Here is a 19,308-nt window from a genome sequence, read left to right as displayed (position 1 = left end):
GAGGCGTTCAGCGTCTGGAGAGGCATCGGCGGCGAGTTCTTTAAAGACCCGCCGCGCCCGGTCGTTTACTACGTGCTCATGCTCATGCGCCGCCGCTCCAGCGCGGCTCACCGCGCAGCCGATAAACCCCGCTGTCATTCCCCGCGCTTCAGGAGCGCCCGTCATGAATATCGACTTTCACTATGGGGTGGTCTACATCGTCGCCCGTGTTGGCGGCATGACGGCTCGCGAGGCGCTCACGGTGGCGCACGCGTGCCAGTATGTCGACGACGCCACCACCACGGGAATACTGCGCTTTGCGGGCGGCGAGACCTTCGAGCGTTTTGCCACTGCGCACAGGTTATTCGACTACGCCAATACCGAGGACGACCAGAACCGGCTGGTATGGACGCCGTTTCATTTTCTGCCGGCCGGTGAAGGAGAAACGCTGCACGAAAAAGCCGTGTGCCGGCCGGACAGCGCAATCGCGCGCGAGGTAGTGCGGCGCGCGATCCGGCAGCGAGACGCCGATACGGGTTTACATCGACTCGGTGTGACGCTTCACACGTATGTCGATACCTGGGCGCATCAGGGCTTCGCGGGCATCGAAAGTCCGGCGAACCGGGTGAGTTCGCTGGTAGCGGAAGATTGCACGCACGAAGGCTGGCTTGCCCGCCTGGGCCGCGCCACTCGGCATCTGATCGAGCATATCGAGGAGGACGTGCTGACGATCGCGCTGCCTGTCGGTCACGGCGCGGCCTTGCACTATCCTGACCAGCCGTGGGCAAAATGGCATTACGTCGACGGCAGGAACATTCGCGTTGAAAGACACAATTTGCCGGAGTTCATGCAGGCGGCTGAAATGAGTTGCCGCGCGGTGCGTGCCCATGTAGCGGGCCGGGAAGATTTCGACACGCAGCCCGGCCTGCCGCATGACGTGAAAGAGGCGCTCACGCGCCTGCTCGACACCAACCGGCATGGGGACGACAACGAACGCTTGTTGACCATTTGCGCGGCGGTGGAAGCCGGCGCCATTCCCGGCCTGAAGGAGTCGATTCCGAACTATGTGCCCAAGGGCCCCGGCTCGTGGAAATACAAAGCCACTGGCTTGAAATCGCACGATGATACCGGCGAGCGCCCTCGCTGGACGGCAGCGTTCGAGAAAAGCGATTACCGGTTATTTCACGACGCAGTCAAACAACATCGCTTCGTGACCACTCAAGAGATTCTGCCGGATCACGGACTACGGATCGCGTAAACGCCGCCGGCGGCGTCCGGTTATTCGGCTATTGAGTCTCGCTTGCTGATATTGCGCCGTCTGCTCTTACATCGGGTTCTTTGGGTTTAAGGCGTTTCCGGCGCGCGAAATCCGTCGCCGCCGGGCGGCCGGTTTCTCCTTCCGATAGCGTTTCTTTCAGTTCTTTCCCCGCGCGGGCCCATCGAAACAATAAAAAAAGTACTATGGCCCTGTGAATCTCCGAATGCTTGCCTATAGTAGAAGCGGCTATTGCCGCCGGGTGGCGGGCGGGTTCTTTCATGTGGGTGACGGGGAATGCAAATGACGCGCTCGAATGCTGTGATCTATCAGCCCCAGGCTTGCACGCCGGAATCGTTGCGAATACTTGCGCGCTATCTCGAACTGGCGCTCGACGAAGGCGAAAGTGTGATCCTCATGCGGATCGGCACGCAGGTGCGCAGCGTTTATGTCGGCGATCCGTCCGGCGCATTGGAGGACCTGACGGACCACGGCGTCGTGGCCGCTTTCCAGGCCGATGAGATGCTGGCGTTGACGCGCCTCGGACTCAACCGGATAACCGCCGACGATCAGCAGTACCGCTTCATGCGTAGCGTGAGGTACATCGCCGATCGCCAGGCCGTCGTTTTTACGCCGACGTAAGTGGGTCGAAGAATTGGAAAGGAGAAGAAGGCACGGGAGGAAAGACACGGGAAAGACAAAATCAATGCGGCGATTTCGTAGTGAGCTCGAAAGATTCGCACTGCACCCAATGCGTAATCGATTAAGACGTGTGTCTTTATAGTCGCAGGATCTGCCTTTCTCTCGCCATTCGTGGCATAGTTCGATCGATTACCACATAAGGAGCAATCAAATGCCCACGTTAGATCAAATCCAGGCGAAGCTAAGGAAGCTCCAGGCGCAAGCCGATGTCCTTATTGCCAGGAAAGCAAAAATCGCAGTCGACCAGATTCGCGACCTGATGCTCAAGCACGGCCTGACTACCGCCGATATCGAAGCGGGCGCGAAAGCGAGGCGCGCCGCGAAAGCGCTGAATGGACATGCAGGAAACGGCAAGGCAAAAGCCGCCGTCTCGGGCAAGCCGAAGTACCGCGACCCCAAGACCGGTGCGACCTGGACCGGCCACGGCCGCGCACCGGGCTGGATCTCCGGCGTGAAAGACCGTACTCAATTCCTGGTCGAGGGCGCGAGCGAATCCACTTCCGCGGTCAAGAGCCCGGTCACTCGCGCGAAGCGCGGCAAAGGTCAGCCAAAAGGCGCGCAACCTCCCAAGTATCTGAACCCGAAAACCGGCGCTACCTGGAGCGGACGTGGTCCGGCGCCTGCATGGCTGGCAACCGTCAAGGACCGCAGCAAATTCCTGATCGGTGGTGCAACGGCGGCGAGCGACGCAAGCAAACCGAAATCGGCGGCCGCCAGCGGCGCAGCGAGCAAGAAAGCCGCGGCAAAGAAGGCTGTCGCTTCGAGAAAGACCGCGGCAAAGAAGGCAACTTCGGCAACCTCGGCAACCCGGAAAGTCGCGGTAAAAAAACGCGCCGTCAAACCCGCCGCGAAGAAGCTCACCGCAACCAAAGCAGCCACGAAGCGGTCGGCCAGGGCAGCAGGCAAGGCGCCCAAAACCGCCGCTAGCGGCAAGGCCGGTGCGGCGAGCGTTGCCGCAGCGCCGCAAAGCTCGACGGTGCAAGCCAGCGCGTAAGCGCATCGGAGTCGTGAAGCCGATGACCAGTATCGAACTACCCCAGCAGGAAGATCACGTCGTCCTGCTGGACTCCGTTCCTCATCCGGCGGCGGATGCCGCCGAGCCTTTCATCGTTGCCAGCGACCGGCGGGTGATTCTGGCTTATCCGATCGCCGAATCCGACTTCGAACGCTTCGGGCCATTCGATCCCGACGACGATCCGTTTTGCGCGGTGCTATTTCCAGACACTGCGTTTCATCGTTTGGGTCCGCCCGGCGATAGCGATCTCGGCATTCATCCGCTTGCGTCGCAAGGTTTGGCCGGGTACTCGGTTCACGAGGTTATCGCTTCGTCGCTGGCCGCCGAAATTGCAGCGGTCGCTTCGGCGGAACTCGCGCGGCGCCATTTCGTGCTCACGTTTCAGGCGTCGACGTTCGAATGCGTGGCGTCGGACTACACCGTGGTCGGCGTATATGGCGCGGGTGAAATCGCCATTCGGGAAGCGTTCTCGCTGGTTCGCTGAGGGCGGTAAACGCTAGGCTTTCGCCAGAAGACTCATTAGGCGCTTCGCGTCGAATGGCGCCTGAACTTTCTTGTCGTTGTCGAAATAGCAGAACACATCCCGGCTTTTGCGCAGCGGCGCCGGTGCGGGTGAGAACCGTTGCGCGTCGTCCGGTTCTTTTCCCGCGGCCCATGTTGCTATTCTGCTGGCCCAACGTTCGAGCGCCGGATCGGCGTACTGTCCGCCGTAAAGCGTTTCCGTGCCGTGCAAGCGGATGTAGATGAAGTCCGCCGTCACGTCCTCGGTATAGGGCCATTCGGCGACGGAATCGGAAATCACACAGGCCACCCGATGCTTGCGCAGCAGCGCCGGAAAGTCGGGCGTGCAAAAGCTCGGATGGCGAATCTCTATGGCGTGCCGCAAGCGCCGTTTGCGTTCAACTACGCAATAAGGCGTCTTTACACGGGCGTCGTGCTGACGCGCCAGCGCCGCGGCCGACTCCGTATCGCGAGGAAGCAACGCGAAGAATCGTTCGAGCCGTTCGGCATCGAACTTGAAGTTCGGCGGGAATTGCCAAAGGAACGGGCCGAGCTTTTCTTTTAACGCCAGCACGCCGGAAGCGAAAAAGTTGGCAATGGCCGGCCGCGCGGTTTCGTCGCGAAAGCGCAGCATATGCGTGAGATAACGCGGTCCCTTGACGCTGAAAACAAACTCGGCGGGCGTGGCTTCGTACCAGCTCCGATAACTGTTCAAGCTTTGCAGCGAGTAATGCGAGCCGTTTATTTCGATCGTCTCGACCTCGCGCGAAGCAAAGTCCAATTCTCTCGCCTGCTTGAGATCTTCCGGGTAAAAGACGCCGCGCCAGCCTTCATAACGCCAGCCGGAAATGCCGATGCGTACATGGACGGACTTCTTTCTCACACTAAGCGTGCCTCGCTGAACCCGTGTCTTTTGCTGCGTAGCAAGGCGCGGTCCTGACAATGGCGACGCGTAATGGCGTGGGTGACTAGCGATCCGGCTGTGAGCTAGTTGCCGGGATCGAGCACCGGCCTGTCCGGCTCCGAAAGCGTCCTGTAGGGCAATCGCGCCGCGCGCGGGTTCTTCGTCGTGTTGTCGATCACGCGCTCCACGTCCGCGGTTTTTGCGAGTTCCGCGAGAAAGGCGCGTTTGTCGAAGCCAGGCGCAACGCAGCCCTCCACGTAGATGAAGCGGCGTTGCAACGTCAGCCACAGCGTCGATTGTTCGCGCCAATGCGTGGCGAAATTGATGTTCGTGAGACGGCGTTGCACGGCCTCCACGATTTCCTTGTCGTACAGGTACGCGTTCGGCAAACGGCAGCGGCCCTCCACCCAGCAGCTATTGCCGCGTTCGATCCGGTAATGGCTGTCGTCGAGCCATTCCTTTTCGGTTTCGAGCGGGCCCAACGGCACAGGACATTCGCCGATCGCTTGCGAAATCTGAAAGAACGGGTCGTGGCCGCGGTTGATGCGCGGTTCTTCCGCATCGGCATGCGCGATCGGCAGCGCGGCCAAGCAGATCAGCAGGCTCGCCAGCCGCATCGGGATCAGGCGTTTCATCGTCGTCCGCTCCGGTTAGGGGGCTTGCCGATTATGCGGCGATTGCGGTGCGGGACTCAAGATCCACGATGCGTGCGCCGGTTCTCCACCGCGAACTTGATCAGTTCCGCCTGACCTTCGATATCGAGCTTGCGTTTCAGATTCAGCCGATGCGTTTCCACCGTGCGCACCGACAGATCATTGCGCTGGGCGATCTGCTTGCTCGACAGCCCTTCCGCGAGCGCGTCGAGAATATCGCGCTCGCGCGGCGTGAGCCGTTCAATCGGCGCTTGCATCGCGGACGCCTGGATCAGACGCGCACCGAGCCCCGCGCTGAAGAACTGCTTGCCGTCGAGCACCGCGCCGATCGCCTGAATGATCTCGGTGGCGGGGGAGTCCTTCAGCACATAGCCGCTGGCGCCCGCGCGCACCGCCTGGGTCACGTATTCGAGGTTGTCGTGCATCGAGAGCATCAGCACGCGAATGGCCGGGAAGCGTTCATGAAACATGCCGGCCAATGCGATGCCGTTCATGCCGTTCATGCCCACGTCCATCAGCACGAGGTGCGGCTCGCAACTGGCGGCGAGCGCGAGCGCTTCCTGCGCATTGCCCGCCTCGCCGACGATTTCGATGTTGCGCACCGCTTCGAGCCGGGCGCGCAAACCGTCGCGCACGAGCGGATGATCGTCGACGAGAATCAGACGGGCGACGGCGGGTGGGGTGTCGTTCATGATCGAATATCCTGCAAGGCCGGCGATTGCGGCTCGTTTCGAGGCTCGCCCGTTCCGAGCGGCACGCGGGCGGTGACGAGGGTATGGCGGGGCTGCGAACTGAGCGACAGGTTGCCGCCGAGCGCTTCGAGCCGCTCGCGCATGTTGCGCAGACCCACGCCCGAGCGCCGGCCGACGAAGGCATGCGTGACGTCGAAGCCGCGGCCGTCGTCCGCGATCGAGAGCGTGACGGCGTCGTTCGAGATTTCTAGCGCCATCGCCGCGCTCGACGCCTGCGCGTGGCGCACGATGTTGGTCAGCGCTTCCTGCGCGATACGGAACAGCACGGTGTTGACCGCTTCGGGCAACACCGCTGCATGGGTGTGCGTGATTTGCGTGAAGCCGATTTCGATGCCCGACTGCTCGCTCAGTTCGCGCGTGAGCTGTTCCAATGCGGCCGCGACGCCGAGGTCGTCGAGCATCGACGGACGCAGCGCATGGGAAATGCGGCGCACCTCGCGCAAGGTGTCGCCGAGCCGCGCGAGACTGGTCGACAGTGCGGCTTCCGCGGCGGGCACGCGCGTTTCGCTGCGCTCGAAACGCGCGAGCGCCGATTCGAGCAGCAGCTTCACGCAGACCATCATCTGGCTGATGCCGTCGTGCAGTTCACGCGACAAACGCGCCCGTTCGTTTTCCTGCGACTCCACCACCTGCCGCGCGAGCCGCTTCAATTTGGCATCGGCGCTGCGGTATTCGGTGAAGTTGAGCACGAGCGCGCACAGCGCGATTACCGCGAGCCCCGCCACGGCGATCGCGTCGATCCACATCATCGTGCGATCGATGTTGGCCGCAGCTTCCCGGTCGATGCGCGCCAGCGCGAGATCCACGTCGTCGAGATAGATGCCGGTGCCGATCATCCAGCCCCAGCGTTCGAGCGGCACCACGTAGCCGAGCTTCGAGGCGAGCTTGCCCGTCGACGGACGATGCCACATGTAGCGCACATAGCCGCCGCCGCGCGAGGCTGCGGCGAGCAGACGCTGGATGGTCGGCGTGCCTTGCGGATCGCGCAACTCCGAAAGATCGCGGCCCACCAGGTTCGGCTCGCGCGGATGCATCAGCGAGCGGCCATGCATGTCGTAGACGAAGAAATAGCCGTCGCGGCCGAAGTCCATGCTTTCCAGAACGTCGAGCGCGCGCGTGCGCAGCAAGGCATCGTCGCGCGCATTGTCGTGGGCGGCCTCGTAGAGCGGCGCGATCGCGGTGGTCGCCAGTTCGACGTAATGCTTGAGTTCGACTTCCTTGCTCGCCATGTACGCGGCCTGGGTGGTCGCGTGCTGGGTCCTGGCGAGTTCGACCGCCTCATGGCGAACGCCGCTTTCGATGCTCGCGATGGCCGCCAGGAAGGGCACGATCGCCAGCAGGACAATCTTGGCTTTGAGTTTCATCGTAGAAAAGACGGCCGACGGGCTACGTAGTATCACGTAGCGGGCTTACGTAGTTGCGCGCTTGTGACGACGCTCACGAAGGCGAATACTACATCCCCACGGCGTCCCGCGCCTTGCGGCGAAGCCGCCGCGTGTTCCGCGCGCCCGGCCACGAGTCATGGCGCGCGCTTTCAATAATAGACATCAGGAGATGTTGTGGAGACATCCAGACCCGCCGGCCGCTCATGGCTATGGCTCATCCTTCTGCTTCCGTACGTCGCGCTGTTGTGGCTGCCGTTCTATAACGACACGCGTCCCTCGTTCGCGGGCTTCCCGTTCTTCTACTGGTATCAGTTCCTGTGGGTGCCGTTGACCTCGCTGCTGATTTACGTCGTGTATCGAGGTGCCAAATGAGCGATCTGAATCCTGTGAATCCGGTTGCGATGACCGTCTTTATCGCGTTCTTCGTTCTCGTCACCGTGATCGGCTTTTTCGCCGCGCGCTGGAAGCGGGGCGACCTGACGCAATTGCACGAGTGGGGCCTGGGTGGCCGCCAGTTCGGCACGGTGATCTCGTGGTTCCTCGTGGGCGGCGACTTCTATACCGCCTACACCGTGATCGCGGTGCCCGCGCTGGTGTATTCGGTGGGCGCATACGGCTTCTTCGCGTTGCCGTACACGATCATCGTCTATCCGTTCGTGTTCGCGGTGATGCCGAAGCTGTGGAAGATCGCGCATGCGAAAAACCACATCACGGCCGCCGACTACGTGCAGGGCGAATACGGCGGCAAGTGGTTCCCGGCGGCGGTGGCGATCACCGGCATTGTCGCGACGATGCCGTATATCGCGCTGCAACTGGTGGGCATGCAGGTCGTGATCAAGGGGCTCGGCGTGAGCGGCGAAATGCCGTTGATCGTGGCCTTCGTGATTCTCGCGCTCTACACGTATGCGAGCGGCCTGCGGGCGCCGGCGATGATCGCGTTCGTGAAGGACATCATGATCTATATCGTGGTGATCGCCGCGGTGTGGCTGATTCCGGCGAAGCTCGGCGGCTACGCGCACGTGTTCGACGCGGCCGATACGTACTTCAAGGCCAAGGGCGGCGCGACCGGCATCATTCTGAAGCCGGCGCAATTCACCGCTTATGCGTCGCTGGCGTTGGGCTCGGCGCTGGCCGCGTTCATGTATCCGCATACGATGACGGCGGTGTTGTCGTCCTCGTCGGCGAATACGGTGCGCAAGAATGCGATTTTCCTGCCGGCCTATACGTTGCTGCTCGGTCTGATCGCGCTGCTCGGCTACATGGCGATCGCGGCCGGCGTGCATGTGAAATCGGCTTCGGACATGGTGCCGGCGTTGTTCAATACGCTGTTCCCGTCGTGGTTCGTCGGCTTCGCGGCCGCGGCCATCGCGATCAGCGCGCTGGTGCCGGCGGCGATCATGTCGATCGGCGCGGCGAATCTGTTCACGCGCAATTTGTGGCGTCCGCTGGTCTCGCCGAATATCACGCCCCAAGCCGAAGCGGCCAACGCGAAGATCGTGTCGCTGGTCGTGAAGTTCGGCGCGCTGCTGTTCATCGTGTTCCTGCCGACGCAGTATGCGATCGATCTGCAATTGCTCGGCGGCGTGTGGATCCTGCAGATTTTCCCGGCGATCGTGTTCTCGTTGTACACGCGGCGCTTGAATACGCCGGGCCTGTTCATGGGCTGGCTCGTCGGCATCGTGCTCGGCAGCGGCCTCGCGATCTCGCAAGGACTCAAGCCGGTGTTCGCATTGCATCTCGGCGACGCGGTCTATCCGGTCTATATCGGCTTGATCGCGCTGGCGGCGAATGTGGTCGTGAGTTTCGCCGTGTCGGTTTTGTCGCCGCGTAGAGTGGCGGTCACTGCCTGATTGTCTTGCCTTGTTTGGTGTTGCCCGGCCGGCGCCGCGGGTTCTCTCCGCGGCGCCGGTCAACCTTTCTACTTCAAGCCGCGCTGCTTTCGATATTCGTCGACCGGCAGCCCGCCCCATCCCCAGTTCTCCTTCTCCACCTCTTCGATGACGACGAACGTCGCCTCCAGCGGCTTGTTCAACACGTCGAGCAGTAGCTGGCTCACTCCCTCGATGAGTTGCGCCTTTTCATTCGCCGTGACGGAATCGGCGCCCGGTTTCGTGCCCTCGCGGGTCACCTGAATCGTGACGATCGGCATGGTGTTCTCCTGGTTCGTGGCTCGGAATGGGACGCCGGCTGGCGGCGCCCGGTCGAATCAATCGCGCTGCATGCAAGCTCAATGGCCGGCGCTTTGACCGCCATCCACATGCAGGATTTCGCCCGTGACGAACGGCGCGGAATCCAGATACACGATGGCGTTCACGATATCGCTCATCTCGCCCATGTGGCCGACAGGATGCAGCGCGCCCAACGCCGCGTGCGTCTCGGGCGCGTGCATCGGCGATTTGATGATGCCGGGGGCCACGGCGTTGGCGCGAATGCCGCGTTTCGCGTATTCGATCGCGAGCGATTTCGTCGCCGCGTTCAGTCCGCCCTTGGTCAGCGAGGCGAGTACCGACGGCACGCCGTCGATCGCGTGATCGGCGAGCGCCGTCGTGATCGTGACGATATGCCCGCTCGACTGCTTCTCCATTTCGGCGATGGCCAACTGCGTGATGTGGAAGAAGCCGGCGAGGTTCACGCCTGTCACCGCGGCGTAGTCCTCGGCGGTATAGGACGTGAAGGGCTTCGCGACGAATATGCCGGCGTTGTTGACCAGCGTGTCGATGCGGCCGAAGCGCGCCACGCCTTCGCGGATCACGCGGCGAGCGGTGTCGGGGTCGGCGATGTCGCCGGCCACGGTGACGATGTTGGAATCGTCCGACGGTTTGATGCTGCGCGCGGTGGCGACCACGCGGTGGCCGCGCTCGCGGAATGCCTTGACGACCTCCGCGCCAATGCCTTGCGACGCACCGGTAACGACGACGACTTTTTGTGAGTTGCTCATGATCCATCTCCGAAAATGTTGAATCGGCTTTCCTGCCGATCGGGCCAGCGGCTCCGATAGGTGCCCAATCTAGGCGCATTCGCGTGAAGTTCGAATACCCGGCGCGGACAAACACTTGTGACGGACGGGAACAAATGAGGCGGGGCGGGACACGCGGCGGATGAGGGGGCGCGGCAGGTGTGGACGGGCAGAGCCGGCACGCTGGAACGTAACCGGAAGCGCGTCGTATCATGCGGTACTCCGCAGAGCTCGCAGCCAGGTCCTGCTTCGCACTTCGCGCGAGACCGATACCGCACCCACGTCCTTAAGAGACCATGCAGCGTCAGTTTGACGACCTTCTTCTCGGCAGCATCGAACTGTTCTGCCTTGCGGCGGAACTGGGCAGCTTCACGAGCGCGGCCGCCGCCGCGAGCGTCACGCCGGCGGCGGTGAGCCGCTCGGTGGCACGGCTCGAAAAGCGCCTCGGCGCGCGGCTGTTCGTCCGCACGACCCGGCAGATTCGCCTCACCGATCTCGGCAGGCGCTACTTCGAGCAATGCCGCGAGGCGCTTCGGCAACTCGCGGATGCGGAGCGGGAAGCGACCGGGCAACAGGCCACCCCTGCAGGCGTGCTGCGCATCAGCATGCCGACGCCCTACGGCCATTACCGGGTTCTGCCGTTGCTGGCTGAGTTTCGCGCGCGCTATCCGCAAGTCACGGTCGAAACGCACCTCAGCAACCGCAACATCGACTTCGCGGACGAAGGCTTCGACCTCGCCATCCGCGGACGCGCGCCGCAGGATTCGGGGCTGATCGCGCGCAAGATCGAGGGTGCGGAACTGGTGGTGGTGGCATCGCCCGGCTATCTGCGCACCGCGGGCAAGCTGAAAGTGCTGGACGATCTGCTCAATCACGATTGCATTCAATACGAGTTGCCGAGCAGCGGCCGCAACCTGCCGTGGCAGTTCATTCGCGACGGCGAGAGCGTCGAGATGGTCACGCGCGGAAACTATGGATCGTCGGGCGACGTGCTCGCGGGCGTGACGTTGGCGCGTCACGGCGCGGGCCTGTTTCAGACCTATCGGTTCGTGGTCGAGAAGGACCTTGCGGACGGCACGCTGAAGGAACTGCTCATCCCCTACGGCGGGGCTTCGCGGCCGTTCATTCTGCTTTATCCGCACGCGCGGCATCTCACGTCGCGTGTACGCTGCTTCGTCGATTTCCTGATGGAGCGGCTGCAAGCGTAGCGCATCACCGGTTATCGAACGCGGCGCATCGCGGCTCACGGTGCCGGTATTGACGACAAGCTCATTTCGAAGAGGACGAGACATGACGATTCACACTGACAACCGGTCGCTGCTGCGCATACTGGGCATCGACAAGCCGATCATTCAGGCGCCGATGGCCGGCGTGAGCACGCCCGCGCTCGCGGCGGCCGTGTCGAATGCGGGCGGCCTCGGGTCGCTCGGCGTCGGCGCCATGAACGCCGAGGGCGCGCGCAAGGTGATCCGCGAGACGCGCGCGCTGACGGCGAAGCCCTTCAACATCAACGTGTTCTGTCACCAGCCGGCCATGGCCGATGCGAGCGTGGAGCGGCAATGGTTGAACTGGCTCGCGCCGCACTTCGAGCAGTACGGAGCCACGCCGCCGTCGTCGTTATCGGAGATCTACACGAGCTTCCTGGTGGACGCCGCCATGCTCCAGGTTTTTCTCGACGAAAAGCCCGCGGTGGTCAGCTTCCATTTCGGTTTGCCATCGGCTGAAGTCATCGCGGCGCTGAAGCAGGCTGGGATCAAGCTGCTCGCCTCGGCGACGAATCCGCAAGAAGCCGCGCAGGTTGCAGCCGCGGGCGTCGACGCGATCGTCGCGCAAGGTATCGAGGCGGGCGGACATCGCGGTGTGTTCGATCAGGATGCGCCCGACGACCGGCTGGGCACGTTTGCATTGACGCGGCTGCTGGTCAGGGAATTCGATCTGCCGGTGATCGCCGCGGGCGGCATCATGGACGGCGCGGGCATCGCCGCCGCGCTCGCGCTGGGCGCGCAGGCCGCGCAACTCGGCACCGCGTTTGTCGCGTGCCCCGAAACCTCGATCGACGAAGGCTACCGCCGCGCCCTGCTCGGCGAGCCGGCTCGCCACACCATGTTCACCACGGCCATTTCCGGGCGTCTCGCGCGCGGCATGGTGAACCGGTTCACGGAACTCGGCGACGACCCACGTTCACCGAGGCCGCCCGCGTATCCGATCGCATACGACGCGGGAAAGGCGCTGCATGCGGCAGCCAGGGCCAAGGGCGAATTCGGCTACGGTGCGCAGTGGGCGGGGCAGGCTGCGGCGCTCGCCAAGTCGTTGCCCGCAGCGGAACTGTTTGCCGAGCTGGAGCGCGAGTTGAAGGAAAGCGTGAGGCAGTTGGCGCAGTGGGCGGGCTAACGCGCGACATGTCCTGCCATTCACGCGCTCACTTCGTGCCGGGCTGATTCGGCGGCGGCAATGCCGGATCGAGTTTGGACGATTCCCGCACGAGTTGATCCGTCAACGCGGCCGCAACCGGATTCGGACCGCGGCGGGACCGATCGTCACGGACGAGAGGCGGCGCCGACGGCGACGGCGGCGGCAATGAAGGATCGAGTTTCGCCGACTCCTTGACGAGCTGATCCGTGAATGAGGACGCCACCGCGTTCGATCCTGGGTTCTGCCGGCTCGTGTTGTCACGCGCGCGTGCGCTGGGCGGCACGCTGCCCGGCTTCGCGGCGACGGAGGCCGAAGCCTCGACCGGCGCCGGTGCCGGCGCTCGCGCGAGTTCCTGACGCGGCTGTGTCTTGGGCTGCGGCGCTTGCACGGGGCGCTTTGCTGACAAATCGGTTTCAGGCGCGATGCTACCGACCTGCGACTGCGACTGCGACTGCGACTGCGACTGCGACTGCGACTGCGACTGCGACTGCGACTGCGACTGCGACTGCGACTGCGTCGGGGCGCGGGCCGCGATGTCCTTGGACGGCGCTGGCTGCATCGTGCGTGCGGCGTTGTTCGTGGCTGGCGCGGGCTGCACCGTGCGGGCCGCAGTGTCCACGCCTGACGCGGGCTGCGCCGTGCCGGCCACGCTTCCCGCGGTGATATGCGTGCCGTCCAGTCGGGAGCCGGCCGTTGCCGTGGTGGCGGTGGCGTCGGCGGGCGGCGCCGACTGGTCTTCGTTGTGTGTCAGGAAGTAAGCGCCGAACGCGACCTCTGCAAGCACCAACGCAACCACCAATACTTTTCCGGTATTCCTCATATTAACCAACGGGTCGTTCAGGCAAATTCAATGCGCCCATGATAACCATTTGCCCGCCGCGAACGTCAACGCTGGTTTGTAACGTGACGTTGCAGCGGCGAGCCGACGCGGCCCATTGTCTTCGTCACGCGTGCGCCTGAAAGCGCATCACGCCGAGCGTCGAGCGGATAAGGCTGCATCGGCGTCACACGGCGACACGAGAGGCTCGCGAGGCCGTCAGCGTGTAAACTGCTGACTTTTTCGCTTCCGGTGGTATGTTGCAAATCCTCCCGCGCACAGTTTTCAGCGGCCCGGCGCTCATCCGCCTGCTGGCTCGCCTGACGGATGCCGACGTTCCCGAATCCAGGCAATCGCTTTCAGACCGGCTCAGCCAATGGCTCGGCTGGACCGACGCGATTGCGCTGTCCTCGGCGCTGAACGGCAATCCGCCCGCGGTGGCCTCTGGCGCGCGCGCTTTCGGCAGCGCCGACGAGGAAGAATGCGCTCGCGTGCGCAGTTCGTTGGCGAAGGCCATCGCGGGCGACAGCGTTCTCGCCACGGCGAAGCGGCGCGCACCCGCGCCGGCGTCCGCGCCTAGTGCCGCCACGGATACGGCAGTCGACTACGCGGTGTTCCGTCAACGCTATCTCTCGCTGCAGCAGACGATGGAGACCGGCATCGGCACTTTGCGCGGCCGTCTGCGGGGCATGCTGGCCGCGCGCACGCCCGCGATGGCGCGGCTCGCGTTGGTGGATGCGGTCATGGAGCGTGCGCTCGCCGAGCGCGAGCGGGGTGTGCTCGGCGCGGTGCCCGGATTGCTCGCCGGGCATTTCGAGCGCTTGCGCGTGGCGGAGCAAGCGGCGCTGGCCGAAGCCAACGCCAACGCCAACGCCCCGGCGCTCACATCGGCACACATCCCCGGCGCATGGCTCGACGTATTCCGCAAGGACATGCAGAGCGTCCTGCTTGCCGAACTGGATGTTCGTTTTCAACCGGTCGAAGGGTTGCTCGCCGCCCTTCGCGCCAGCTAACTGGGACACTATGTCCAGATATCGTATCGACCTCGTTGTGTTTTTGGCCGGCCTCGCCGCCGTGTGCTGGATCGCTGGCGGCTATGTCGTTTCGAACCCGCTGGCGCTGGCCGTCACGCTGTTGATCGGCGCCTGTTACCTCGCGGGCGCGTTCGAACTGCGACGCTATAGCCAGGCCACGTCCAGCCTGACGCGTGCCGTCGCGGATCTGTCCGCGCCGCCGTCGAGTCTAGGCGCGTGGCTCGACGCCCTGCATCCGAGCTTGCGCAATGCGGTGCGCCTGCGCGTCGAAGGCGAGCGCGTGGCGCTGCCGGGGCCGGCGTTGACGCCGTACCTCGTCGGCTTGCTCGTGCTGCTCGGCATGCTCGGCACGCTGCTCGGCATGGTGGCGACGCTGAAGGGCACCGGCATGGCGCTGGAAAGCGCGACCGACCTACAGGCGATTCGTGCTTCGCTGGCCGCGCCGGTGAAGGGCCTCGGCTTCGCATTCGGCACGTCGATCGCGGGCGTGGCCACCTCCGCGATGCTCGGGCTGCTGTCCACGTTGTGCCGGCGCGAGCGGCTGCACGCGGCGCAACTGCTCGACATCGAGATCGCCACGACCTTGCGTAGCTACTCGCGAAGCCATCAGCGCGAAGAGGCCTTCAAGCTCCTGCAGCGCCAGGCGGACGTGATGCCCACGCTGGTCGACCGTCTGCAAACGATGATGGCGGCCATCGAGCAGCAGAGCCTGGCATTGAACGAACGGCAGATCGCCAGCCAGGACGCCTTTCACGGCAAGACCGAGGCCGCATACCTGCGGCTCGCCTCGTCGGTGGAGCAATCGTTGAAGGCGAGCGTCGCCGACAGCGCCCGCGCCGCGAGCGCGGCGTTGCAGCCCGTGATGGAGGCCACGATGGCGGGCCTCGCGCGCGAGACGGCGGCGTTGCACGACACCGTCACGCATGCCGTGGAGCGGCAGTTGAACGGACTGTCGAGCGGTTTCGAAGCGACGACCACGACCGTCGCCGACATCTGGAACAAGGCGTTGGCGGAACACCAGCGGTCGAGCGAAGCGTTGGCCGGGCATCTGCGCGCGTCGCTGGACCGCTTTACCGAGACCTTCGAGCAACGCTCGGCCGGCCTGCTGGATGGCGTTTCCGCGCGGCTGGAAGCGACCGCGGGCGACGTGTCGCAAGCGTGGAACGCGGCGCTGTCGCGGCAGGAAAGCGCCGGCGAAAAGCTCGCGGCTCAGAACCAGCAGGCTCTCGCGGCGGCGGCGGCGACTTTCGAGCAGCATTCGGCTGCGCTGCTGCGCACGGTCGGCGAGTCGCATGCGGACTTGCAGAGCGCCTTGGCGTCGCGTGACGAGCAGCGGCTCGCGGCGTGGACCGAATCGCTCGGTTCGATCGCCGCCACGTTGAGCAAGGAATGGGAGCAGGCCGGCGCGCGCAGCGCCAGCCGGCAACAGGACATGTGCGATACGCTGGCTCAGACCGCGCGCGACATATCGGCCCAGACGCAGGCGTACGCGAGCAGCACGATCGCCGAGATCGACCGCCTCGTGCAAGCGGCTGCCGAGGCCCCGAAGGCCGCGGCGAACCTGCAGGCGGAACTGGCGTCGCGCGACCAGCAGCGGCTCGCGGCATGGACCGAATCGCTCGGTTCGATGGCCGCGACCTTGCGCGCGGAGTGGGAAAAAACCAGCACGCACGCCGCCAGCCGCCAACAGGAAATCTGCGACGTGCTGGAGCGCACCGCGCGCGACATATCCGCTCAAACGCAGGCGCAGGCGAGCGAAACGATCGCGGAGATTGCACGGCTCGTGCAGGCCGCGTCGGAAGCGCCCAAGGCCGCGGCGGAAGTCGTCGCGGAACTGCGCCAGAAGCTCTCCGACAGCATGGTCCGCGACACCGCGATGCTGCAGGAACGCAGCCGTCTGCTGGAAACGCTGGAAACCTTGCTCGATGCCGTGAACCATGCGTCCACGGAACAGCGCACCGCCGTCGACGCACTGGTCGCCACATCGGCGGATCTTCTGCAGCGTGTCGGCACGCAGTTCACCGAGAAGGTCGAGCTCGAGACCGGCAAACTCGGTGCCGTCGCCGCGCAGGTCACCGGCGGCGCCGTCGAGGTGGCGAGCCTGGGCGAAGCGTTCGGCATGGCCGTGCAGACTTTCGGCGCATCGAACGACAAGCTGGTGGACCACTTGCAGCGGATCGAAACCGCGCTCGACAAATCGCTCGCGCGCAGTGACGAACAGCTTGCCTATTACGTCGCGCAGGCGCGCGAAGTGATCGACCTGAGCATGATCTCGCAGAAGCAGATCGTCGAGGAGTTGCAGCAGCTTGCCGGTCAGCGGACTTCAGCCGGAGCCGAGGCGGCATGAACGAGGAAATCGACGGCGGCGTGGAGCAGACGGCGCCGATCTGGCCTGTTTTCGGCGACTTGATGTCGGTACTGCTCGGCGCGTTCGTGCTGATTCTGGTCGGCGTGATCGGCGTGGAGATGGAGCTTTCCAGCAAGCTGGAGCAGGAGGTCAAGCAGCGTCAGGTGGAAACGCAGCGCCGCATGACGCTGGAGCAGGCGTTGGCCGGACCGCTGGCGGCGGGGCGGGTGACGCTCGTCAACGGGCGCATCGGCATCAACGGCAGCGTGCTGTTCAAGCTGAACTCCGATCAGTTGCAGCCCGAGGGCCGGGAGGTGTTGAAGAGCCTGGCCGCGCCGCTCTCCGCCTGGCTCAGGACGCGCGACGAAATCCTGATGGTGAGCGGCTTCACCGACGACCGCCAGGTGCGCGACGGCAATCGCCGCTTCGCCGACAACTGGGAGTTGTCCGCGCAGCGCGCGTTGACGGTGACGCGTGCGTTGATCGACGAAGGCGTGCCTTCGGCGTCCGTGTTCGCGGCCGCGTTCGGCTCCGGGCAGCCCGTCAGTTCGAATGCCGACGAGGACGGCCGGGCCAGGAACCGGCGCGTGGAAATAGCGCCTGTGCCGAGGCCGTCGAGCGCGACGGTGAAGTCCCGTGAGTAGGGGCGGCGACAGTGGCCGCGATAGTGGCGGTGATAGTCGCGACGCAGGCGCGGTCCGCGCGACGCTCGACGCCTGGCGCGAGCGCGGCGCCGATCGCGTGAACCCGATCCGCTTTCATTTCATCGAGGCGCTGGAACGGCGCGCAGCCGGCCACGGCGGCGAGGCGCGCCGTATCCTCGACGACCGGCTGTCGACACTGCTTGCGGACTATGCGGGCGATCTGGAGCGGCGGGCCGCATCGGCGGTCGACGAGGCGCGCGGCGCGGCATCGCCGGGTGCGTCCCCTCATGAATCGCTTGCCGGGTTGATCGCGTACATCGGCGGCATTCATTCGGCGGTGCATGCCTCGGGCCCCGCCGCGTCGCGCTCCGCCGCATACCCGGAACTGGAGATGCTCGACTACTTCCGCGAGCTTGCCTCCAGGGCTCGCACCGAAAAGCAGTTGCGGCAATCGCTCGAACAGGTGCCGGGGAATGCGGGGCCGCTCAATTCGAGCAGTCTCGTGCATCGGTCGCTTTCGCTGATGCGTGAACTCTCGCCGGGATATCTCAAGCAGTTCCTGTCCTATGTCGACGCATTGTCGTGGATGGAGCAGATGACCGGCGGCGCGGCGGCGGGAAAGGACGCGCCGCGCGCGGCGAGCGCCGGCAAGAGTGCGCGCGGAAAATCGCGCTAGCGGTTCGCCCGTGATTGCGTGGCCGACGACCGTCCGAACACCAGCAACGTGATCGTCAAAACGCAAAAGCCCGCTCCCGCGTAAAAAGTCGCCGTGGCGCCCACGCGATCCCACAAGGCGCCCGCGATCACGCTGGACGCGAGCGTCACCATGCCGCTGAACAGATTGAAGAAACCGAAGGCCGTGCCGCGCAAGTGCGCGGGCGCGGTTTGCGCGACCATGGTGGCGAGCAAGCCCTGCGTCATCCCCATGTGCAAACCCCACAGCGCGACGCCCACTAGCACCATGCTCCAGTGCGCGCCATGCGCGAGCACCACGTCGGCGGCGATCAAGGCGACGAGGCCGGCGATCAACAGGCGCGTGTGGCTCGTCGTATCCGCGAGCTTGCCGAACGGATACGCGGACAGCGCGTACACGATGTTCATCGCCACCATCACGAGAGGAACCAGCGCAACCGGCACGCCGCTGCCCATCGCGCGCAAGACCAGGAACGCTTCGCTGAAGCGCGCCAGCGCGAAGACCCCGCCCACCACGACCACCCACCAGTAGCCGCCGCCGAGCTGCTTCACGCTTTCCCAGCGAATCGGATTGACCCGCTTCGCACCCGGCTCGCGCGCCGGTTCCTCGACGCCGAAGGCCAGCAGCGCGACCGCGAGCAAACCGGGAATCACGGCGAGCCAGAACGCAAGCCGGAAGTTATCCGCCCACGCGAGCATGATGATGACCGCCAGCAGCGGTCCGAGAAACGCGCCGACCGTGTCGAGCGATTGGCGCAGTCCGAACGCGGCGCCTCGCAGATGGGGCGGCGTGACGTCGGCCACCAGCGCGTCGCGCGGCGCGCCGCGAATGCCCTTGCCGACCCGGTCCAGAACGCGCGCCGTCACGACGATGCCGATGCTGGGCGCGATCGCGAACAGTGGCTTGCTGAGCGCGCCGAGACCGTAGCCGGCGACGGCGAGCCATTTGCGATTGCCGAGGTAATCGCTGAGCGTGCCGGAAAACACCTTGACCGCGGGAGCGGTGGCTTCGGCGACGCCTTCGATCAGGCCGATCGTCGTCGCGCTCGCGCCGAGGCTCGCCATGAGGAACATCGGCAACAGGCTATGGACGATCTCCGACGACACGTCCATCAACAGGCTGACGAAGCCCAGCACCCAGACACTGCGTGGAATGTGCTGAAGAACGCGCGGGCGCGGGCGGGTTTGCATCGACAGGGTCCTCGGGAAGTGTGGACTCGTTGCGTCAAACCTCACGCCGACGCTCGGAGTTCCGACCG

20 protein-coding genes are annotated in these 19,308 nt (G+C 64.7%); 12 read left to right on the top strand and 8 right to left on the bottom strand.

Going from position 1 to position 19,308, the window contains the following annotated elements; all coding sequences use genetic code 11:
- Nucleotides 1-163 precede the first annotated feature (163 nt).
- The 4 genes from CUJ90_RS20845 (at nucleotide 164) to CUJ90_RS20830 (ending at nucleotide 3,435) form a co-directional block, all read left to right on the top strand.
- Entirely contained in the window at nucleotides 164-1,237 is a 1,074-nt protein-coding gene (locus CUJ90_RS20845; RefSeq protein WP_073430218.1) for a DUF6765 family protein, read from the top strand.
- Between the two features lie 300 nt (nucleotides 1,238-1,537).
- Nucleotides 1,538-1,876, top strand: a complete 339-nt coding sequence (locus tag CUJ90_RS20840; RefSeq protein WP_073430217.1) for a hypothetical protein — start codon at nucleotides 1,538-1,540, stop codon at nucleotides 1,874-1,876.
- A gap of 211 nt (nucleotides 1,877-2,087) precedes the next feature.
- Nucleotides 2,088-2,930 carry an H-NS family nucleoid-associated regulatory protein gene (locus tag CUJ90_RS20835; RefSeq protein WP_114163839.1) on the top strand — a complete coding sequence of 281 codons (843 nt, stop codon included), beginning with the start codon at nucleotides 2,088-2,090 and terminating at the stop codon, nucleotides 2,928-2,930.
- 22 nt (nucleotides 2,931-2,952) lie between these two features.
- On the top strand, nucleotides 2,953-3,435 hold the full coding sequence (locus tag CUJ90_RS20830; protein ID WP_073430215.1) for a hypothetical protein: 483 nt from the start codon (nucleotides 2,953-2,955) through the stop codon (nucleotides 3,433-3,435).
- A 12-nt stretch (nucleotides 3,436-3,447) separates the two neighbouring features.
- Here CUJ90_RS20830 and CUJ90_RS20825 read toward each other — a convergent pair whose 3' ends face one another.
- The 4 genes from CUJ90_RS20825 to CUJ90_RS20810 form a co-directional block, all read right to left on the bottom strand.
- A complete protein-coding gene (locus CUJ90_RS20825; RefSeq protein WP_073430214.1) occupies nucleotides 3,448-4,335 on the bottom strand; it encodes a DUF72 domain-containing protein in 888 nt (295 codons plus the stop codon).
- A gap of 104 nt (nucleotides 4,336-4,439) precedes the next feature.
- Nucleotides 4,440-4,991, bottom strand: a complete 552-nt coding sequence (locus tag CUJ90_RS20820; RefSeq protein WP_073430213.1) for a hypothetical protein — start codon at nucleotides 4,989-4,991, stop codon at nucleotides 4,440-4,442.
- A 56-nt stretch (nucleotides 4,992-5,047) separates the two neighbouring features.
- Nucleotides 5,048-5,701, bottom strand: a complete 654-nt coding sequence (locus CUJ90_RS20815; RefSeq protein WP_073430212.1) for a response regulator — start codon at nucleotides 5,699-5,701, stop codon at nucleotides 5,048-5,050.
- On the bottom strand, nucleotides 5,698-7,125 hold the full coding sequence (locus tag CUJ90_RS20810; RefSeq protein ID WP_114163838.1) for a cache domain-containing protein: 1,428 nt from the start codon (nucleotides 7,123-7,125) through the stop codon (nucleotides 5,698-5,700). Before CUJ90_RS20810 ends, CUJ90_RS20815 begins: the two co-directional genes overlap by 4 nt.
- Nucleotides 7,126-7,320: 195 nt before the next feature.
- Here CUJ90_RS20810 and CUJ90_RS20805 point away from each other — a divergent pair, with 195 nt between their 5' ends.
- Nucleotides 7,321-7,518 (top strand): DUF3311 domain-containing protein, encoded by a 198-nt coding sequence (locus CUJ90_RS20805; RefSeq protein ID WP_073430210.1) that lies wholly within the window; start codon nucleotides 7,321-7,323, stop codon nucleotides 7,516-7,518.
- The gene (gene mctP, locus CUJ90_RS20800) at nucleotides 7,515-8,996 is read left to right on the top strand and encodes a monocarboxylate uptake permease MctP (RefSeq protein WP_073430209.1); all 1,482 of its coding nucleotides are present in this window, start codon (nucleotides 7,515-7,517) and stop codon (nucleotides 8,994-8,996) included. Before CUJ90_RS20805 ends, mctP begins: the two co-directional genes overlap by 4 nt.
- A 68-nt stretch (nucleotides 8,997-9,064) precedes the next feature.
- Here mctP and CUJ90_RS20795 read toward each other — a convergent pair whose 3' ends face one another.
- Both CUJ90_RS20795 and CUJ90_RS20790 read right to left on the bottom strand, forming a co-directional pair.
- Nucleotides 9,065-9,295: a tautomerase family protein gene (locus tag CUJ90_RS20795; protein WP_073430208.1), complete on the bottom strand. Its 231-nt coding sequence runs from the start codon at nucleotides 9,293-9,295 to the stop codon at nucleotides 9,065-9,067.
- Between the two features lie 78 nt (nucleotides 9,296-9,373).
- Complete coding sequence (locus CUJ90_RS20790; RefSeq protein WP_073430207.1) at nucleotides 9,374-10,084, bottom strand: SDR family NAD(P)-dependent oxidoreductase; 711 nt, start codon at nucleotides 10,082-10,084, stop codon at nucleotides 9,374-9,376.
- 314 nt (nucleotides 10,085-10,398) lie between these two features.
- Here CUJ90_RS20790 and CUJ90_RS20785 point away from each other — a divergent pair, with 314 nt between their 5' ends.
- Complete coding sequence (locus CUJ90_RS20785) at nucleotides 10,399-11,310, top strand: LysR family transcriptional regulator (RefSeq protein WP_114163837.1); 912 nt, start codon at nucleotides 10,399-10,401, stop codon at nucleotides 11,308-11,310.
- 82 nt (nucleotides 11,311-11,392) lie between these two features.
- Nucleotides 11,393-12,493 carry an NAD(P)H-dependent flavin oxidoreductase gene (locus CUJ90_RS20780; protein WP_114163836.1) on the top strand — a complete coding sequence of 367 codons (1,101 nt, stop codon included), beginning with the start codon at nucleotides 11,393-11,395 and terminating at the stop codon, nucleotides 12,491-12,493.
- A 28-nt stretch (nucleotides 12,494-12,521) separates the two neighbouring features.
- Here CUJ90_RS20780 and CUJ90_RS32445 read toward each other — a convergent pair whose 3' ends face one another.
- Nucleotides 12,522-13,334 carry a hypothetical protein gene (locus CUJ90_RS32445; RefSeq protein WP_152035370.1) on the bottom strand — a complete coding sequence of 271 codons (813 nt, stop codon included), beginning with the start codon at nucleotides 13,332-13,334 and terminating at the stop codon, nucleotides 12,522-12,524.
- A gap of 254 nt (nucleotides 13,335-13,588) precedes the next feature.
- Here CUJ90_RS32445 and CUJ90_RS20765 point away from each other — a divergent pair, with 254 nt between their 5' ends.
- Genes CUJ90_RS20765 through CUJ90_RS20750 form a run of 4 tightly spaced genes read left to right on the top strand, consistent with a single transcriptional unit; the run spans nucleotide 13,589 to nucleotide 18,032 of the window.
- Entirely contained in the window at nucleotides 13,589-14,344 is a 756-nt protein-coding gene (locus CUJ90_RS20765) for a DUF3348 domain-containing protein (protein WP_073430202.1), read from the top strand.
- A 10-nt stretch (nucleotides 14,345-14,354) separates the two neighbouring features.
- On the top strand, nucleotides 14,355-16,712 hold the full coding sequence (locus tag CUJ90_RS20760) for a DUF802 domain-containing protein (protein WP_073430201.1): 2,358 nt from the start codon (nucleotides 14,355-14,357) through the stop codon (nucleotides 16,710-16,712).
- Complete coding sequence (locus CUJ90_RS20755; RefSeq protein ID WP_114163835.1) at nucleotides 16,709-17,356, top strand: OmpA family protein; 648 nt, start codon at nucleotides 16,709-16,711, stop codon at nucleotides 17,354-17,356. The genes CUJ90_RS20760 and CUJ90_RS20755 overlap by 4 nt, the downstream gene beginning before the upstream one ends.
- A complete protein-coding gene (locus tag CUJ90_RS20750; protein ID WP_114163834.1) occupies nucleotides 17,349-18,032 on the top strand; it encodes a DUF2894 domain-containing protein in 684 nt (227 codons plus the stop codon). The genes CUJ90_RS20755 and CUJ90_RS20750 overlap by 8 nt, the downstream gene beginning before the upstream one ends.
- Here the strand turns inward: CUJ90_RS20750 and CUJ90_RS20745 are convergent.
- A complete protein-coding gene (locus CUJ90_RS20745) occupies nucleotides 18,029-19,240 on the bottom strand; it encodes an MFS transporter (RefSeq protein ID WP_073430198.1) in 1,212 nt (403 codons plus the stop codon). The two genes, CUJ90_RS20750 and CUJ90_RS20745, sit on opposite strands and share 4 nt — an antisense overlap.
- Nucleotides 19,241-19,308: the final 68 nt, after the last annotated feature.

This window comes from Paraburkholderia terricola (genome assembly GCF_003330825.1).
GTDB lineage: Bacteria > Pseudomonadota > Gammaproteobacteria > Burkholderiales > Burkholderiaceae > Paraburkholderia > Paraburkholderia terricola.
Note: the sequence above shows the minus strand (reverse complement) of the source record. Positions and strands in the feature narration are given on the sequence as shown.

What these genes read in the sequence shown, in the direction of transcription:
- mctP (WP_073430209.1), top strand. Translation starts at nt 7,515, where the DNA reads ATGAGCGATCTGAATCCTGTGAATCCGGTTGCGATGACCGTCTTTATC.
- CUJ90_RS20820 (WP_073430213.1), bottom strand. Translation starts at nt 4,991, where the DNA reads ATGAAACGCCTGATCCCGATGCGGCTGGCGAGCCTGCTGATCTGCTTG.
- CUJ90_RS20745 (WP_073430198.1), bottom strand. Translation starts at nt 19,240, where the DNA reads ATGCAAACCCGCCCGCGCCCGCGCGTTCTTCAGCACATTCCACGCAGT.
- CUJ90_RS32445 (WP_152035370.1), bottom strand. Translation starts at nt 13,334, where the DNA reads ATGAGGAATACCGGAAAAGTATTGGTGGTTGCGTTGGTGCTTGCAGAG.
- CUJ90_RS20840 (WP_073430217.1), top strand. Translation starts at nt 1,538, where the DNA reads ATGACGCGCTCGAATGCTGTGATCTATCAGCCCCAGGCTTGCACGCCG.
- CUJ90_RS20815 (WP_073430212.1), bottom strand. Translation starts at nt 5,701, where the DNA reads ATGAACGACACCCCACCCGCCGTCGCCCGTCTGATTCTCGTCGACGAT.
- CUJ90_RS20785 (WP_114163837.1), top strand. Translation starts at nt 10,399, where the DNA reads ATGCAGCGTCAGTTTGACGACCTTCTTCTCGGCAGCATCGAACTGTTC.
- CUJ90_RS20760 (WP_073430201.1), top strand. Translation starts at nt 14,355, where the DNA reads ATGTCCAGATATCGTATCGACCTCGTTGTGTTTTTGGCCGGCCTCGCC.
- CUJ90_RS20765 (WP_073430202.1), top strand. Translation starts at nt 13,589, where the DNA reads ATGTTGCAAATCCTCCCGCGCACAGTTTTCAGCGGCCCGGCGCTCATC.
- CUJ90_RS20830 (WP_073430215.1), top strand. Translation starts at nt 2,953, where the DNA reads ATGACCAGTATCGAACTACCCCAGCAGGAAGATCACGTCGTCCTGCTG.
- CUJ90_RS20835 (WP_114163839.1), top strand. Translation starts at nt 2,088, where the DNA reads ATGCCCACGTTAGATCAAATCCAGGCGAAGCTAAGGAAGCTCCAGGCG.
- CUJ90_RS20810 (WP_114163838.1), bottom strand. Translation starts at nt 7,125, where the DNA reads ATGAAACTCAAAGCCAAGATTGTCCTGCTGGCGATCGTGCCCTTCCTG.
- CUJ90_RS20755 (WP_114163835.1), top strand. Translation starts at nt 16,709, where the DNA reads ATGAACGAGGAAATCGACGGCGGCGTGGAGCAGACGGCGCCGATCTGG.
- CUJ90_RS20795 (WP_073430208.1), bottom strand. Translation starts at nt 9,295, where the DNA reads ATGCCGATCGTCACGATTCAGGTGACCCGCGAGGGCACGAAACCGGGC.
- CUJ90_RS20790 (WP_073430207.1), bottom strand. Translation starts at nt 10,084, where the DNA reads ATGAGCAACTCACAAAAAGTCGTCGTCGTTACCGGTGCGTCGCAAGGC.
- CUJ90_RS20780 (WP_114163836.1), top strand. Translation starts at nt 11,393, where the DNA reads ATGACGATTCACACTGACAACCGGTCGCTGCTGCGCATACTGGGCATC.
- CUJ90_RS20845 (WP_073430218.1), top strand. Translation starts at nt 164, where the DNA reads ATGAATATCGACTTTCACTATGGGGTGGTCTACATCGTCGCCCGTGTT.